The organism is Streptomyces sp. NPDC031466 (assembly GCF_055581265.1).
Map to the genome: position 1 here is coordinate 210,087 of NZ_JBVIJT010000005.1, position 14,822 is coordinate 224,908.

16 protein-coding genes are annotated in these 14,822 nt (G+C 74.9%); 8 read left to right on the forward strand and 8 right to left on the reverse strand.

Annotated features, from left to right (window positions below; all coding sequences use genetic code 11):
• Window positions 1-16: 16 nt before the first annotated feature.
• From ACZ5GP_RS12915 to ACZ5GP_RS12950, 8 genes are all read right to left on the reverse strand, one after another.
• On the reverse strand, window positions 17-895 hold the full coding sequence (locus ACZ5GP_RS12915; protein WP_468750896.1) for a tyrosinase family protein: 879 nt from the start codon (window positions 893-895) through the stop codon (window positions 17-19).
• Window positions 896-932: 37 nt separating this feature from the next.
• Complete coding sequence (locus tag ACZ5GP_RS12920; protein ID WP_468750897.1) at window positions 933-1,367, reverse strand: tyrosinase family oxidase copper chaperone; 435 nt, start codon at window positions 1,365-1,367, stop codon at window positions 933-935.
• A gap of 2 nt (window positions 1,368-1,369) precedes the next feature.
• A complete protein-coding gene (locus ACZ5GP_RS12925) occupies window positions 1,370-1,876 on the reverse strand; it encodes a hypothetical protein (protein ID WP_468750898.1) in 507 nt (168 codons plus the stop codon).
• A 100-nt stretch (window positions 1,877-1,976) separates the two neighbouring features.
• The gene (locus tag ACZ5GP_RS12930) at window positions 1,977-2,642 is read right to left on the reverse strand and encodes a vitamin K epoxide reductase family protein (RefSeq protein WP_468750899.1); all 666 of its coding nucleotides are present in this window, start codon (window positions 2,640-2,642) and stop codon (window positions 1,977-1,979) included.
• Entirely contained in the window at window positions 2,642-3,142 is a 501-nt protein-coding gene (locus tag ACZ5GP_RS12935) for a DUF5949 family protein (protein ID WP_468750900.1), read from the reverse strand. The genes ACZ5GP_RS12930 and ACZ5GP_RS12935 overlap by 1 nt, the downstream gene beginning before the upstream one ends.
• Before the next feature lie 303 nt (window positions 3,143-3,445).
• The gene (locus tag ACZ5GP_RS12940; RefSeq protein WP_358701227.1) at window positions 3,446-3,724 is read right to left on the reverse strand and encodes a hypothetical protein; all 279 of its coding nucleotides are present in this window, start codon (window positions 3,722-3,724) and stop codon (window positions 3,446-3,448) included.
• A 216-nt stretch (window positions 3,725-3,940) separates the two neighbouring features.
• Entirely contained in the window at window positions 3,941-4,639 is a 699-nt protein-coding gene (locus ACZ5GP_RS12945; protein WP_468750901.1) for a hypothetical protein, read from the reverse strand.
• Window positions 4,640-4,903: 264 nt separating this feature from the next.
• On the reverse strand, window positions 4,904-5,143 hold the full coding sequence (locus ACZ5GP_RS12950; RefSeq protein ID WP_358701484.1) for a chaplin: 240 nt from the start codon (window positions 5,141-5,143) through the stop codon (window positions 4,904-4,906).
• 318 nt (window positions 5,144-5,461) lie between these two features.
• Here ACZ5GP_RS12950 and ACZ5GP_RS12955 point away from each other — a divergent pair, with 318 nt between their 5' ends.
• From ACZ5GP_RS12955 to ACZ5GP_RS12990, 8 genes are read left to right on the forward strand one after another with little or no spacing between them, the layout of a single operon-like run.
• The gene (locus ACZ5GP_RS12955) at window positions 5,462-6,601 is read left to right on the forward strand and encodes a glycosyltransferase (RefSeq protein ID WP_468750902.1); all 1,140 of its coding nucleotides are present in this window, start codon (window positions 5,462-5,464) and stop codon (window positions 6,599-6,601) included.
• Window positions 6,598-8,076 carry an exopolysaccharide biosynthesis polyprenyl glycosylphosphotransferase gene (locus ACZ5GP_RS12960; RefSeq protein WP_468750903.1) on the forward strand — a complete coding sequence of 493 codons (1,479 nt, stop codon included), beginning with the start codon at window positions 6,598-6,600 and terminating at the stop codon, window positions 8,074-8,076. The genes ACZ5GP_RS12955 and ACZ5GP_RS12960 overlap by 4 nt, the downstream gene beginning before the upstream one ends.
• 5 nt (window positions 8,077-8,081) lie before the next feature.
• Window positions 8,082-9,434: an O-antigen ligase family protein gene (locus ACZ5GP_RS12965; RefSeq protein ID WP_468750904.1), complete on the forward strand. Its 1,353-nt coding sequence runs from the start codon at window positions 8,082-8,084 to the stop codon at window positions 9,432-9,434.
• A complete protein-coding gene (gene murJ / locus ACZ5GP_RS12970; protein WP_468750905.1) occupies window positions 9,431-11,059 on the forward strand; it encodes a murein biosynthesis integral membrane protein MurJ in 1,629 nt (542 codons plus the stop codon). Before ACZ5GP_RS12965 ends, murJ begins: the two co-directional genes overlap by 4 nt.
• Window positions 11,049-11,861, forward strand: a complete 813-nt coding sequence (locus ACZ5GP_RS12975; RefSeq protein ID WP_468750906.1) for a polysaccharide deacetylase family protein — start codon at window positions 11,049-11,051, stop codon at window positions 11,859-11,861. The genes murJ and ACZ5GP_RS12975 overlap by 11 nt, the downstream gene beginning before the upstream one ends.
• Window positions 11,858-13,021: a glycosyltransferase gene (locus ACZ5GP_RS12980; protein WP_468750907.1), complete on the forward strand. Its 1,164-nt coding sequence runs from the start codon at window positions 11,858-11,860 to the stop codon at window positions 13,019-13,021. The genes ACZ5GP_RS12975 and ACZ5GP_RS12980 overlap by 4 nt, the downstream gene beginning before the upstream one ends.
• Window positions 13,018-13,671, forward strand: coding sequence for a YveK family protein (locus ACZ5GP_RS12985; RefSeq protein ID WP_468750908.1), 654 nt, complete (start codon window positions 13,018-13,020; stop codon window positions 13,669-13,671). Before ACZ5GP_RS12980 ends, ACZ5GP_RS12985 begins: the two co-directional genes overlap by 4 nt.
• The gene (locus ACZ5GP_RS12990; RefSeq protein ID WP_468750909.1) at window positions 13,668-14,792 is read left to right on the forward strand and encodes a GNAT family N-acetyltransferase; all 1,125 of its coding nucleotides are present in this window, start codon (window positions 13,668-13,670) and stop codon (window positions 14,790-14,792) included. Before ACZ5GP_RS12985 ends, ACZ5GP_RS12990 begins: the two co-directional genes overlap by 4 nt.
• The last annotated feature ends 30 nt before the right edge of the window (window positions 14,793-14,822 follow it).

A 14,822-nucleotide genomic window follows, 5' to 3' on the forward strand; every position in this document is an offset into this window, starting at 1 on the left:
TGTTGTCCCCGGTTCCCTACGGCTGACGCCCGTACGTGTAGAGGCCTTTGTGGCCCAGCAGGTCGTCCGGGGCGACGTCCCACGGCGGCATCGGCTCGTGCCGGGCGACGATGCGCCGGTGCTGGGACGAGTCGGGGCCGGGGGGCCGCGCGGGAAGGTAGGGGGCCGCGTGGGGGTGGTGGCGCTGCCAGCGGTCCCACAGCAGGTCCACGAAGGCGTGGTTCAGCCAGAACACCGGGTCGTTCACCGAGGCCCCGCCCAGCATGTGCCCGCCGACCCAGCGGTGCACGCGGTTGTGGTTGCGCCAGCGCGCGTCGCCCTTCGCCGACGTCCAGCCCTCCAGCTTGTTGCGGAAGCCCTCGGGGGACCTGGAGTCCCAGGGCGGGACGTCGTAGCGCGGGTCGGCCATGGCCCAGGCCACGTCCCGCGCGGTGGGCAGGGCGATGGGGTCGCGCGAGCGTCCGAGGTCACGGGTGAGGAACTCCCCGTCGGTGATGCTCTCCCTGATGACCCAGTGCCCGCGGCGGTGGGCGAACGGGCCGGTCATGACCTGCCGGTCGGACCGCCGCCCGTTGCCGCCCATCAGGTCCTCGCCCCACAGGGACGCGGCGGGGCTGCGGTCCTTCGTCCAGTCCCAGTAGGGCACGGTGACCCCCGCGTCGAGACGTTGCAGGGCGCGTTCGAAGTCGAGCAGGAAACGGCGGTGCCAGGGGAAGAACGACGGGGCCATGTGCGCCACCCGCAGCCGGTCCTCCCCGTCCGACACGTAGTAGTCGATGTGCGTCCGGACGAATTCGTCGTACTCCCCTCTGCGCTTGAGCTTCAGGACCGCGTCGACGAACCTGCGCCGTTCGGCGCGGCTGAGGCTGCTCTGGTTCCTGCGCGTGGGGGCCATGGCCGTCCGTTCTGCTGTCCGGTGCGGGCGGGGCGGCTCAGTGGCCGCGGCCGCTCAGGGCCTGGAAGGGACCCAGCTCGTCGACGGCGCCGCGGGCGGCGGCGAGCGGTGTCTCGTACGACTGGTAGTGGTCCACCATGCTGAGGTAGCCGCCGTCCGCGCGGCGCATGAGCGCGAGCGGCCGCCCGTCGACGGTGACCCGCCAGCCGCCCGGCGCGTGCCCATGCGGCGCCGTCACGGGCTCGCCCTGGATGCGGCGGCCCCGGTAGGTCTCGTCGAACGGCGGCCCGTTCGGCGCGGCGGCCGGGACGTCCTCGGCGGCCGGCCGTGCGGTACGCGCGACACCGGCGGCGGCGAGCAGCGCCGAGGCCGCGACACCGAGGAGGTGGCGGCGCCGTACGCGCTCGGTCAGCGGCGGGGTGGTGCGGGCCCGGCTCGGGACCGGGCCCGCACAGTTCGGGAGCGGCGGCACGGTCAGGTGAGGCCGAGCTGCGTCATGGGGGCGGCGCTCAGCGTCGGCGCGTCGAGGCCGACGCCGGGCAGCGTCGGGGCGGGCAGCCCCCAGAGGTCGCCGCGCGGGGCGGTCAGGGGCAGACCGGGACTGGCGCCCGGAGTGGCGGCCTCGACGTCCGACGCGTTCACCTCGGCCTCAACGGCGTCGAGGCCGTTGTCACCGAGCAGACCGGACAGCGGGACCGCGGCGCGCACGGACGGCAGGCTGTTGTCGACCGGGACGCGCGGCACCAGGTGGTCGGGCAGCAGCTCGCCCTCCACGTAGTCGGGTCCCTGCGGGCCACCGCTGGGCACGGGTACGGGAACGCCGAGGGTGACCTCGGGGGCCTGCAGGTGCAGGGCGTTCTCGATCCCGTGCAGCGGAACGGTCACCTCGGGCTGCTCGGCCGCCGTCGCCGAGGCGGCGCCACCGGCCGCCGCCGCACAGGCCATGACCGCGGCGAGGGCACCTCTGGTCGACTTCTTCATTGCGGGTTTCGTCCTTTCGCCGTGACGGCCGCTCGGCCGTCACCGAATCAACGATCCTGCGCCGACATCAGCGCGAACTTCCCCCGTATGCAGCAATTCCTCACCCGGTCCAGAAGTCCCACCAGCGCGTCAGTACGAGCATCCCGATGACGCCCAGGTGCGCGAGAGGCAGGACCCAGGTGAATTCGTCGAGGAAAAGGCGTACGCCGCGCGGGACGGGGAGGAATCCGTGGCGCGCGTTGTGCGACGTCACCGACCAGAACATGAGAAGGGTCGCCGCCCACGCCAGACAGCACCACAGGCACAGCGAATTGATGCGGTAAAGGGACTGGAACTGCAGCCATCCGCAGAAGGCGACGCCGAGAGCCGTGCCCGCGTTCAGCGTCAGCCAGTACCAGCGCGGAAAGCGGGCGCCCGCCAGCACGGCCGCCCCGGCACCGGTCACCAGGGCATAACCGACGAGGCCGAGCAGCGGGTTGGGGAAGCCGAACACCGCAGCCTGCTCGCTCTTCATGACGGTGCCGCACGCCACCACCGGGTTGAGGCTGCACCCCGGGACGAAGTCCGGGTCCTTCAGGAGGGCGAGCTTGTCGAGGGTGATGACCCACGACGCGAGCAGCCCCGCCGCGCCGGTGACGACCAGCAGCAGGCCCGACCACCGGCCCCCCTCCTGCCGGTGGGGGCCGTCCCCGGGCGCCGCGGGGGCCGGCCCGGGCGCGGCGGCGCCCTGCCTCGGCACCCGGCGGGGCAGGTCTGTGGTGCTCATCAGCGCAGGCTTCGGGCGGGCAGCAGGCAGTGCGCGGCGTTGAGCAGCGTCTCCCCGGCACCGACGAAACCGCTCAGGCGCTCCTCGTCGACGGGCTCGCCCGGCCTGGCCTCGGGCCACGCGCGCGTGGTGGCCATGAAGTAGGCGTGGCCGCGCTGCTGCACGGCGGTGATCCACTCCGGCGGCACCACGCACTGCGCGTGGAGGTGCGGCATCGTGACGACGGCCTGTTCGCCCTCGACGAGGAGGGTGACCGGCAGGGAGGGGTGGTGGCTGCCGTCGACGACGGGGCCGCCGACGGGCAGGCCCGCGTCATGGAGCAGGACGCCCATGGCCCGGGCGGTGGCCTCGGGTCCCCCCTCGGTGTCCCCGAGGGAGTAGGCGAGCAGGAAGGGCATGTCCTTGTCGTCCTCGGGATGCTCGCCGCTCCAGGCGAGAACAGCCAGAGTTCCGAGATCGGCCGCTTGGAAAGGGCGCTGTTCGCCGGCAGTTGAGGTCATGAGGGGAACCGTATAGACGCGGGGAGCCCCGACCGGCCCCGTTGTCACCCATGTGGCCGAACGCCGGGACGTCATCACACGATGGGGTCATGCGGGCGATGCCTTGACCCTGCTTCCGGGCCCAGGGCAGGTGCCCCGGGTACACGAAAGGAGCCCCCGGGCACACGAAAGGGCCGGCCCGTGGAAGAGGTGGCCGGCCCTTGCGTCATCGTCTGTTCCCGCTTCGCGCCCGGGGCGATACACCGGGCGTCCAGGGGAATTGACCGCAAGTCACCGAGGAGGAAGTGCCGGGGGGACTGCCGGTCACTTGGCGACGGGGAGTCCGCCGAGGAGCTTCGCCGGGCCGCCGTGGGCGTTCAGGCCGTCCGCGGTGTCCTTGACGGTGCTGACGACGGAGTCCTTGTTCTCGGTGTCGAGCATGTTCGTGTTCACCGGCTTGGTGTCGAGCAGGGACTTGCCGGCCAGGCTCTCGAGTCCGCCGTTCAGGCTGGTGGGCGTCAGGTCGCCGGCGAAAGCGGGCGCGGCGGAACCGGCGATGGCGATCGAACCGGCAAGGACAGCGGCAGCCTTCAGGGCCTTCATCATGTTCCTTTCTTTGGCAACGCGTGTCGCCTATGGGAGCACCGTTCAGGCATCGATTGCCTGGCGTCTCACTTCACCGGGGCTAACGAGCACGTGCCGGTACGGAAACCCCTCGGCCTGAAACTTCCCCGAACCCGGAGGAATGAAGAAGGCATCTCGTCATCACATCGACCGACCGATTATCGGGCCGGTGGAAAGCCCCTCCCTCCGGGGTGTTCAGGGTGCCTTGGGCCCCGGCGGCGGGCCCGGCAGGCTGGGGGCGGGCAGGCCGCCGCCGACCATGGTGGCCGCGACCACGTTCACCAGGGCGGAGACCACCTTGGGGGCCTGTGCGGGTACGGCCGCCTTGTCGCCCGCGCCGGTGGCCTTCAGCAGGTCGTCGACCGACTTCTGGAGCGCGGCCAGGGCGTCCGCCTTGGGGTCGAGCGGCACCGCGCCGCGGCCGGGCGCGCCCGCGGCCGGCGGGGGCGCGGCGGGGACCTGCGCCCCGGGCAGGGCGGGGGCCTGCGGCAGCGCCGGCATCTGCGGCAGCCGGACGGCGGGGTCGGCGGGGCCCTTGGCGGTGGCCGGGTCCCTCACGGCCTTGGGGGCCGGGGGCTTGGCCGCCGCGAGTGCCTCCAGCGCCTTCTTCACCGCTTCGGTGTGCTTCTTGACGTCCTCGGGGGACAGCTTGTCGTCCTTGGCCTTGAGCACCGCGGTGAGCAGTTCCGAGACGGCGTTCAGGGCGCCGCCGAGGGCGTGCAGCTGCTGGGTCTGGGCCGCCAGGGTGTTGGCGTCGGGGGCCGGTGCGCGCGGGGCGGTCCTCGGCTCGTCCCGGGAGGCGTCGTCGTGGGCGAGGGCGGGGCCGGCCGCGCCGAGGAGCAACGTGGCGCACAGGGCGCTGGTCGCGAGACGCCGCAGGGGCAGAGCGCGCATGGGGTGGGTCCCTTCCGGTGCTGCGTCGGTTCTTGTGCTCACCGTGGGAGCGGCACACCCCCGCCGCAACCGAGCGCTCCCCTGGGCCGTGCCGTCGGCGGGGCACATCGGCGCAGGTGGGAAGGGAAGGTGACGGCCCGTCGGCCGGGCGTTGTGCCGACCTCCATTCGGGGCACCGCTCTCCGAGGACCCGTCAGAAGAGGACCGGTACGGCGAACGGCCGCCCCCGCCTTCGCGGGGACGGCCGTTCGACGGGACGACGTGTCAGTCGTTGACGCACGTGTTGCCGAACGCCGGGTTCAGCAGGCCGATGATGTCAACGGTGTTGCCGCAGAGGTTGATCGGGATGTGGATCGGCACCTGGACGGCGTTACCGGAGATCACGCCGGGGGAGTTGGTGGCGGCGCCCTGCGCGCCGGCGTCGGCGGTGGCGACGCCCGCGGTTCCGGCCACAGCGGCAGCGGCTACGGCGGAGAGGGCGAGTGCCTTGGTGGTACGCGACATGGAGTGCTGCTCCTAGGTAAGGGTGCGACGTACGGGCCGGGTGCCCGTATACAGGGATCAACTGCCGATCGGGACGGCGAGTTGTGCGCCCAGACGAGTGATGTGTGACGGGCCTCCCCCTGCGCGTAGGTCGATCCACCACGCCCTTCACCGTTCCGACACACGTACTCAGGTTGACGAAGCGGCACCGGACAGCGGCTACAGTTGCCCTTCTATTTAGGGCATTTCAGTCATACGCGCCAGATTCGCGCAATTACTGCGAACCTCTCATATCCGCTGTGGTCAGAGCTCTTCACACGTCGGAAGGCCAACGCCGTCATGCCACGGATCCTGCACGTCAGCCAGCCCGTGGACGGTGGTGTGGCACGGGTCGTCGCCGAGCTGGCCCGTGCCCAGGCGGCGGCGGGCATGGACGTCCACGTCGCCTGCCCGGACGAGGGCCTCCTGCCCCGGGCGCTGAGCGGCGCCGCGGGCGTGCGCACCCACCCCTGGGCGGCGTCCCGCTCCCCCGGCCGGCGGCTGCGCGCCGAGGTGGCGGACCTGCGCCGCGTCATCGACGACGTACGGCCCGCGCTCGTCCACGCCCACAGCGCCAAGGCCGGGCTCGCCGCGCGGCTCGCGCTGCGCGGGCGCATCCCGACCGTCTTCCAGCCGCACGCCTGGTCCTTCGAGGCCGTCGGCGGGACCACCGCCCTCCTGGCCAGGCTCTGGGAGCGCCGCGCGGTCCGCTGGACGACCCGCGTCGTCTGCGTCAGCGAGGCCGAGTGGCTCACCGGCCGCCGCGCGGGCGTCGACGGCTCCTACGCGGTGGTCCCCAACGGCGTGGACGTGGACCACTTCGCGCCCGGCGCCGGGCAGTGGGCCCGCGACCGGCTGCTGCCCGCCTCCTTCGCCCGCGCGCCCCTCGTGGTGTGCGTGGGCAGGCTCTGCCGGCAGAAGGGGCAGGACGTCCTGCTGCGCGCCTGGCCCACCGTCACCTCGCGGGTGCCCGGCGCCCGGCTGGTCCTGGTGGGGGACGGGCCCGACGCCGCCTTCCTGCGCGCGCGGGCGGACGCCTCCGTGCTGTTCGCCGGGGCGGCGCGGGACGCCGCCGACTGGTACCGGGCGGCCGACGTGGTGGTGCTGCCCTCCCGGTGGGAGGGCATGGCGCTGGCACCGCTGGAGGCCATGGCCTGCGCCCGGCCGGTCGTCGTCACCGATGTGAACGGCGCCCGGGAGAGCCTGCCGTCGGCCGCCCGCGCCCACGGACTCGTACCGCCGGAGGACCCCGCCGCGCTGGCCCGGGCCCTGGTCGCCGTGTTGCGGGACGCGCGGTTGCGCGACGCGCTCGGCCGGCGGTGCCGACGGCATGTCCTGGACCACCACGACGCGCGGTACGCCGCGGACGCCATCGACGTGGTGTACCGCGAACTGCTGGACGCGGCGCCCACCGAGTACAGGGAGTGCACCACCACGTGAGTGCGGAACGAACCGTTGCCTCCTCGTCAGGTCAGTCCCGGCAGGGCACCGCCGCCCCGCCCGGAACCTTCGTCATCGCCCCCCGGGGGGAACACGGCGCACCCACCCGGGACCGGACGCGACGCCCCTCCCGGCGGCGGCGCTCGGTCGCCGCGCTGGTGGCCGTCGACACCGCCGCCGCGCTGCTCCCCCTGCTCCTGCTCGACGGACCACGGCGCTACGCCGTCCTCGCGCCCCTACTGCTGGCCGTCGTCGTGGCCCTGAACGCCCAGGGGCGCCTGTACGCGTACACCGCGCTGCCCACGACGCTGGACGAGGTGCCCGCGCTCGCCGGCCGTGCCGCGCTCGGCTGGTCCCTCACCGCCGTCCTCGCCCCCGCCCTGCCCGCGCCCCCGCCGCCGCTCGCCCTGCCGACGCTGCTCGCCCTCGGCGCGGCCCAGTGCCTGCTCGGCGTCGGGGGGCGCGGCCTGGTGCACGGGCACCGGCGGGCGGGCGCGCTGCGCAGACCCCGGCCGGTACTGGTCGCCGGGCCCGTCGCCGACGCGCGCTCGGTGGCCGCGGCCCTGCTGCGGCGGCCGCGCTGCGGCATGCGGCCCGTGGGCGTGGTGAGCGACACCGACCAGCAGAGTGAGGCGGAGGCCCCCGGGCCCACCGTCGAACTGCCGGTGCTCGGCACGGAGGACGAGGTGCACCGGGCCGTGATCCAGAACGACGTACGCACCGTGCTCCTGATCCCCGGCGGCGCCCCCGGGCTCACCGGGCGGCTGCCGACGCTGAGCGGCTGCGAGCTGTGGGAGATCGAGGCGCGCCACGCGGAGCCGGCGCCCGCGCGGGACGGTGTCCGGCAGTACGTGGCCGGGTTCGCCTGCCGCCCCCTCGCTCTCTCGGGGCCGCGCGGGACCAGCGTGGGCAAGCGGGCCCTGGACATCGCGGTGGCCGGGGCGCTGCTGCTGGTGGCCGCTCCGGTGCTGCTGGCCTGCGCGCTGGTGCTGCGCGTCACCGAGGGGCCCGGTGTGATCTTCCGGCAGGAGCGCGTCGGCAAGGACGGGCGGCTGTTCACCCTGTTGAAGTTCCGCACCCACCGGCCCGCGGACCCACAGGAGGCGGCGACGCGCTGGAGCGTGGCCGACGAGCACCGGATGAACCCGTTCTGCCGCTTCCTGCGCAGCACCTCGCTGGACGAGCTGCCGCAGCTGTGGAACGTCCTGCGCGGCGACATGAGCCTGGTCGGACCCCGGCCCGAACGGCCCTTCTTCGTAGCGCAGTTCAGCCAGACCTACCCCGACTACGCGCGGCGGCACCGGATGCCGACCGGCATCACCGGGCTCGCCCAGATCCACGGGCTGCGCGGGGACACCTCCATCGAGGACCGGTGCCGCTTCGACAACGCCTACATCGACAGCTGGTCCTTCTGGCAGGACCTGTGCATCCTGCTGCGCACGCTCGGCTGCCTCGTGCGCCGCACGGGGAGCTGAGCGCCGTGCCCCCACGCGATGCCGTGCTGCGCGAACTGCGGCGCAGCGCACCCGTCCTGCCGGTCGTCCTGCTCATCGCGCTGCTCGCCCTGCCGGTGCCGGCCGGCGGCCAGGCCTCGGGCAGCGGCACCGGTCCCGGCACCGGGACGCTCGCCGACGCGGTCTCCGCCCTGGTCGTCGGCCACTGCGTCGTCCAGCTGGCCCGCACCGGCCGGCGGCCGCTGAGCAGGACCGCCGCGGTACTCCTCGGCCTGCCGGTCGTCGGCGTCACCGTGGCCGCCCTCGGCGCCTCCTCCGCGGCGACCGGTGTCGCCGGCGCCGCGCGCTACCTCCAGATCTTCGTGCTGGTCCCGGCAGCCGTCATGGTCCTCGTCCGCGACGCGCGCGACGTCCGCCTGATCGGCTGGGCGTTCGTCGGGCTCGCCCTGTGGCAGGGCGCCATCGGCGTGCACCAGAACCTGACGGGCACCGGGGCCTCGTACATGGGCGAGGACATCCGCGCGGTGGGCACGTTCGGCTCCACGGACGTGATGGGGATGGCCACGGTCGTCTCGTACGGGCTCGTCTGCGCCCTGGCGCTGGCCTTCCGCCCGCACGCGCCCCGGCAGCGCGCGGCGGCCGGGATCTGCGCGGCCCTGCTGACCGTGCCGCTCGCCCTGTCGTACAGCCGCGGGGCGTGGATCGCCACGGTCGCGGCCTGCCTCGGCGTGCTGCTGCTGGCCGGGGCCCGCCGGGCGGGCCGGGTGCTGCTGGCCGGGGCGGCGGCCGCCGTGGTGCTCGTCGCGGGGCTCGGCGTGGGCTCGGCGATGCTCCAGGAGCGGCTCAGCAGCATCACCCAGGTCACCGACGCCCCCGACCAGTCGGTCACCGACCGGTACACGATGTGGGCGGCCTCCGCGGACATGTGGCGCGAGCGCCCGCTGACCGGCGTGGGCCTCAAGGGCTTCCCCGAACACCGCGACGGCCACGCCTCGCTGGCCCTGTCCTCGGGCAGCGACACCGCCGGGGCGGGCAGCGGCTTCTTGCGCCAGCCCCTGCTGTCCCCGCACAACATGTACCTGCTCGTCCTCGGCGAGCAGGGGTTGCTCGGCCTCGCCTCGCTCGCCGGCGGCTGGGCGGCGCTCCTGGTGTGCGGGCTGCTGCGGTGGCGGCGCCGGTGCATGCGGCCGGGCGGACCCGGCGGCCCGGAGCTGGAGTGCGCGCTGTCGGCCTGCGGGCTGCTGATCTGGCAGCTGACCGACTTCGTCTACGCGGACATCGGCGGCCCCTCCACCGTCCTGACGGCGGTCGCCCTCGGCGTCGCGGCGTGGTGGGCGCTCGGCGCACGGCCCGCGACGGGAGAGGCGGCCACGCGATGACGACCGTGCCGCCGACGGTGGCCCCGCCCCCGCCCTCCGGCGCGCGGGCGGCCGAGGCGGGCCCGGCGCCCGACAGGAGCGGCGGCTCCTTCCTCGCCAAGGCCGCGCTGGTCACGGCCGCGCTGTCGGTGGCCGGTTCGCTCCTCGGGCTCGTCCGGGACCAGGCGCTCGCGCACTTCTTCGGCGCCGGCACCGACACCGACGCCTTCCTGGTGGCGTGGACCGTCCCGGAGCTGGCCGCGACCCTGCTCATCGAGGACGGCCTGGCCTTCTTCCTCGTACCGGCGTTCAGCCTGGCGCTGGCCCGCCGCGCCGCGAACCCCGCCACGGACCCCGTACGCGACCTCGTGCGGGCGTCGCTGCCCTGGATGTCCCTGTGGTTCGCCGCCGCCTCGCTCGTGCTGATGGCGGCGGCGCCGTACGTGGTGGCGCTGCTCGCTCCCGGGCTGCCCGACGCGCACCGGGCCGTGGACTGCACGCGGCTGACCGCCACCTGCGCCTTCACCTTCGGCCTCACCGGCTACTGCAGCGCGGCGCTGCGGGCGCACCACCGGTTCGTCGCCCCCGCGGCCGTGTACGTCGCCTACAACGCGGCCATCATCACCGCCCTGTTCGTGCTGGCCGCACCCTGGGGCGTACGGGCCGCGGCGGCCGGTGTCGCGGTCGGCGGCGCCCTGATGGTGGCCGTCCAGGCGCCGTCCCTGTGGCGGCAGTTGCGGCGGAAGCCGGGCGCGGCACCGGCCGCGGCGGGCCCGGCGGCGGACCGGACGCTGCAGACGGCGATCATCTGGACGGTCCTGCTGTTCGCCCTCTGCCGTCAGTCGCAGGTCCTCATCGAACGGTTCCTCGCCTCGTCGCTGCCCGCCGGCGCCATCTCGCACCTGAACTACGCGCAGAAGGTCGCGCAGATGCCGATGGTCCTCTCCCTCATGCTGTGCACCGTCACCTTCCCGGCGCTCGCCCGCGCGCTGGGCGCCGGGGAGACGGAGCGCGCCCGGGACCGCGTCGAGCGCGACCTCGTCCTGGTGGGCTGCATGGTGCTGGGCGGCACCGCCGCCATCGTCGCCACCGCGCCCCCGCTCATCGAACTGCTCTTCCAGCGCGGTGCCTTCACCGCGCCCGACACCGCCACCACCGCCTCCGTGATGCGCGTGTACGCGCTCGGCCTGCTGGGCCACACGCTGGTGGGCGCGCTCGCCCGCGCCCACTTCGCCGTCGCCCGCACCACCTGGATCCCGCTCTACTCGATGGCCGTCGGCATCGTCATGACGGCCGGGATCGGGTTCCTGAGCGTCGGCACCTGGGGCGTCCACGGCATCGCCGCCGCCAACGCCACCGGCATCTGCGTCACCGCGCTGCTCCTGCTGCGCGGCATGGGCCCGCGCACCGTGCCCATCAGGACGCGGGCCGTCGCCGGGCAACTGGGCCGGCTGGTGCTCGCCGCCGGGGGCGCGAGCGCGCTCGGCGCCCTGTGCGCGGGGCGGGTGGCGCAGCCCGCGCTCGCCGTCGCGGCGGGCTGCGCGGTGGTCACCGTCTCCTTCGTGCTGCTCGGCCTGCTCCTGCGGGCCCAGCCCTGGCCGTCCCTCCTCCGCTCCGTCACAGGAAAGCCGCGCCATGCCCGTTGACACCACCCCGTCCCCGTCCTCCTCCGCCCCCTCTCCCTCCGGCACCGACGCCGAGCCCTTTCTGCGGCTCAAACAGCCCCGTACCGCCGCGTGGATCGCGATGTACCACTCCGTCGCCGACCCCACCGACGACCCGTACCGCGTCACCGTCTCCCCCGACCGCCTCGCCGCCCAGCTGCGCTGGCTGCGCCGCCGGGGCCTGCGCGGGGTGTCGATGCGGCACCTCCTGGACGCGTGCGCGCGCGGCCAGGAGGAGAACCTGGTGGGGCTCACCTTCGACGACGGCTACCAGGACTTCGTCGACCAGGCGCTCCCGCTGCTGCGCCGCCACGACTGCTCCGCCACCCTGTTCGTCCTGCCGGGCCGCCTCGACGGCGACAACGCCTGGGACCCGCTGGGCCCCCGCAAGCCGCTCCTCGGCGCGGACGGCATCCGCCACGCCGCCGAGAGCGGCGTCGAGATCGCCTCGCACGGCCTGACCCACATCGACCTCACCACCGCCGACGACGAGGTGCTGCGCCGCGAGGTCGCCGGCAGCCGGGCGGCGCTGACCGGTCTGACGGGCACCGAGGTGCAGGGCTTCTGCTACCCCTACGGCCACGTCGACCAGCGGGTGATCGCCGCCGTACGGGACGCCGGGTACCGCTACGCCTGCGCCATCTCCCCCGGCCCCCTGACGGGCGTCCTCGCGCTGCCCCGCGTCCACATCGGCCAGCAGGACACGGCCGCGCGCCTGCGGCTGAAGCTGTGGACGAACCGGCTCAGGCACCGCGCCCTGGACCGTCCGGCGGTCGGCGGATGAGGGTGCTGCACGTCATCACCGGACTCGGGGTGGGCGGCGCCGAACTGCAACTGCGCCTGCTGCTGCGCCATCTGCCCGCCGACTGCGACGTGGTCACGCTGACCGACGCGGGCGCGGTGGCGCGGGGCATCGTGGCCGACGGGACGCACGTCACCGACCTCGGGATGGCCGGCAACCGCGATGTGGCGGTGCTGCCCCGGCTGGCCCGGATCATCAGGTCCGGCCGGTACGACGCCGTGCACACCCACCTCTACCGCGCCTGCCTGTACGGGCGCATCGCGGCCCGGGCGGCCGGGGTGCGCGCCGTGGTGGCGACCGAGCACTCGCTCGGCGACTCCCAGATGGAGGGCAGGCCGCTGAGCGCCGGGGTGCGCGCGCTGTACCTCGCCGGGGAGCGCCTCGGCCGGATGACGGTCGCCGTCTCCCCCGCCGTCGGGGAGCGGCTGAACCGCTGGGGCGTGCCCCGCCGGCGCATCCGGGTGGTGCCGAACGGCATCGACGTGGACCGCTTCCGGTACGACCCGGCCGCCCGCGCGAGGACCCGGCGGCGGCTGGGTCTGGCGGAGGGGACGTTCGTCGTGGGGGGCGTGGGTCGGCTGACCGGCGGCAAGCGTTTCGACGTACTGCTGCACGCGGCCGCCCGGCTCCCGACCGACGTCACCGTGCTGCTGATCGGCGCGGGCCCCGAGGAGCCGGGGCTGCGGGTCCTGGCCCGGCGTCTCGGCCTGGCCGAGCGGGTGCGGTTCGCCGGCGAGGCCGCCCACGAGGAAGGCCCCGACCGGGGCGAGGGCGCCGGGAGCGCGCCGGGCCTGCCCGCGCTGCTGTCCGCCATGGACGCGCTGGCCTCCCCCTCCCCCGAGGAGGCCTTCGGGCTCGCCCTCGTCGAGGGCCTGGCCTGCGGACTGCCCGTGCTCTACGCGTCCTGCCCCGCCGTCGACGACCTGCCGGCCGACGCCCGGGGCGCCCCTGCCGCGTACTGCCCGAGCGACCCGGACTCCTTCGCCCAGGCGCTCCACGACCTGCGCGGCACCATCCCCCCGCGCCGCTCGGCACCACCGGCGGCGGCCCAGCACTACAGCATCACCCGCAGCGCCGACCGGCTGATGCGTGTCTACGCGTCCGTCGTCCCCGGCCCGACCCCGGAGGTGAAACCCCGATGAGCGACACCGTGAACGAGCGCCCGCGCGCCGCCGCCCTGCGCGCCCGCCTCGCGCGGCTGCCCCGCTGGTGGCCCCTGCCGGCCTGCGCGGCCCTCGGCCTGCTGGCCGGGGCCGGGTACGGCGCGTTCCAGACACCGCGGTACACGGCCACGAGTTACGTAGTCGCCGTACCGCAGTCCAAGGCCGACCCGGCCACCGCGCTCGGGTTCGCGCAGGCCTACGGACGGGTGGCGACGCAGCTCGCCGTGCTGGGCGACGCGCAGGTGGCGGCCGGGATGTCCGCCGCCGAGCTGCGGGACAGCGTCACGGTGGCCACCTCCCCCGACGCGCCGATGATCGCGATCTCGGCGGCGGACGAGAAACCCGGGACGGCCGCCGTCACCGCCAACGCGGTGGCCCACTCGCTCGCCACGAACGCCAACCACGCCAAGGGCAGCACCCAGGTCAGGCTCCTGTCGTTCTCCCGGGCCCTGGAACCGACCGAGCCGTCCTCGCTCTCCACCGGCGTGACGACCCTGGTCGGCGGATGCGCGGGCGGGCTGCTCGGCGGACTCGCCCTCCTGGTGCGGCCCCGCGCCCGTACGGAGGAGGCACCGGCCGCCGCCTCGGTGCCGGGCCCCGCGTCCGCCCTGGCCAGGAGCGCCCCATGAGTACGGCGACGGGTGAGCGCCTCTTGACGACGCGGCTGTGCGTCGACGAGGACGAGTTCGACGCGCTGGCCGAGCCGTGGGGGCACCTGCACCGGTCCTGCCGGGCGGCCACACCGTTCCAGAGCCACGCGTGGCTTTCGTCCTGGTGGCGTTCCTACGGGCGGCCCGGGCGGCTGCGGGTACTGCTGGTCCGCGACGGGGACCGGCTCGTCGCGGCGGCGCCGCTGATGCGGGTGCACCGCCCGCTGCCCGCCCTCAAGCCGCTCGGCGGCGCCATCTCCGACTTCGCGGACGTGCTGGTGGACGACTCCGTACGCGAGGCCGGCACCGAGGCGCTGGCCGCGGGGCTCGGCGAGCTGGCCGCGACCGCGCTGATCGACTTCGGCGAGGTCCGTCCCGGGGCCTGCCTGGAGGGCGTCCACGCCCGCTGGCGGGGGCCGCGCCGGGCGCTGGCCGACTCGGCCTGCCTGGAGCTGCCCGCCCTGCCCATGGAGGAGTTGCTCCAGCGGATGCCGGCCCCCCGGGCCCAGCGCACCCGGGCCAAGCTGCGCAAGCTGGCCAAACTCGGGGTGGAGAGCCGCGTCGTGCCCCCCGACGAGGTGGAGGCCTCGGTGCGGACCCTGCTGCACCTGCACCAGTTGCAGTGGAGCGGCAGAAAGGTCACCTCGGAGCACCTGCGACCGCGGTTCCGCGAACATCTGCTGCGCGTCATGCGGCCGATGGTCGCGGCCGGGGAGGCGGTGGTGACCGAGTTCCGCCTGGACGGCGAGGTGGTGGCCGCCGACCTGACCCTGCTCTCCGGCACGCTGGCCGGCGGCTATCTGTACGGCGCCCATCCGCGGCTGCGCGAGCGCAAGGTGGACGTGGCGACGATGCTCCTCGACGCGTGCACGCGCCACACCGGCGGCGAACAGCGCCGCGCGCTGAGCCTGCTGCGCGGCAACGAACCGTACAAGCACCACTGGCGCCCCGAACCCGTCACCAACCAGCGCTTCCTACTGGCCCGCGGACGCACGCGGCCGCTGCTGGCCGCCGCGGCCTGGGACGCCTCGGCCCGCCGGTGGGCCAAGGAGCGGCTGCGCGAGCGCGAGGCACGCCGCGAGGGCGGGGGCCCTTCCTGAGGCCCCCGCGGCGTTGACGGCCCGCGACGC

Bases quoted from the DNA above. Each gene is read 5' to 3' on its own strand.
- ACZ5GP_RS12915 (WP_468750896.1), bottom strand. From the start codon at position 895: ATGGCCCCCACGCGCAGGAACCAGAGCAGCCTCAGCCGCGCCGAACGG.
- ACZ5GP_RS12925 (WP_468750898.1), bottom strand. From the start codon at position 1,876: ATGAAGAAGTCGACCAGAGGTGCCCTCGCCGCGGTCATGGCCTGTGCG.
- ACZ5GP_RS12930 (WP_468750899.1), bottom strand. From the start codon at position 2,642: ATGAGCACCACAGACCTGCCCCGCCGGGTGCCGAGGCAGGGCGCCGCC.
- ACZ5GP_RS12935 (WP_468750900.1), bottom strand. From the start codon at position 3,142: ATGACCTCAACTGCCGGCGAACAGCGCCCTTTCCAAGCGGCCGATCTC.
- ACZ5GP_RS12940 (WP_358701227.1), bottom strand. From the start codon at position 3,724: ATGAAGGCCCTGAAGGCTGCCGCTGTCCTTGCCGGTTCGATCGCCATC.
- ACZ5GP_RS12945 (WP_468750901.1), bottom strand. From the start codon at position 4,639: ATGCGCGCTCTGCCCCTGCGGCGTCTCGCGACCAGCGCCCTGTGCGCC.
- ACZ5GP_RS12950 (WP_358701484.1), bottom strand. From the start codon at position 5,143: ATGTCGCGTACCACCAAGGCACTCGCCCTCTCCGCCGTAGCCGCTGCC.
- ACZ5GP_RS12955 (WP_468750902.1), top strand. From the start codon at position 5,462: ATGCCACGGATCCTGCACGTCAGCCAGCCCGTGGACGGTGGTGTGGCA.
- murJ (WP_468750905.1), top strand. From the start codon at position 9,431: ATGACGACCGTGCCGCCGACGGTGGCCCCGCCCCCGCCCTCCGGCGCG.
- ACZ5GP_RS12975 (WP_468750906.1), top strand. From the start codon at position 11,049: ATGCCCGTTGACACCACCCCGTCCCCGTCCTCCTCCGCCCCCTCTCCC.
- ACZ5GP_RS12980 (WP_468750907.1), top strand. From the start codon at position 11,858: ATGAGGGTGCTGCACGTCATCACCGGACTCGGGGTGGGCGGCGCCGAA.
- ACZ5GP_RS12985 (WP_468750908.1), top strand. From the start codon at position 13,018: ATGAGCGACACCGTGAACGAGCGCCCGCGCGCCGCCGCCCTGCGCGCC.
- ACZ5GP_RS12990 (WP_468750909.1), top strand. From the start codon at position 13,668: ATGAGTACGGCGACGGGTGAGCGCCTCTTGACGACGCGGCTGTGCGTC.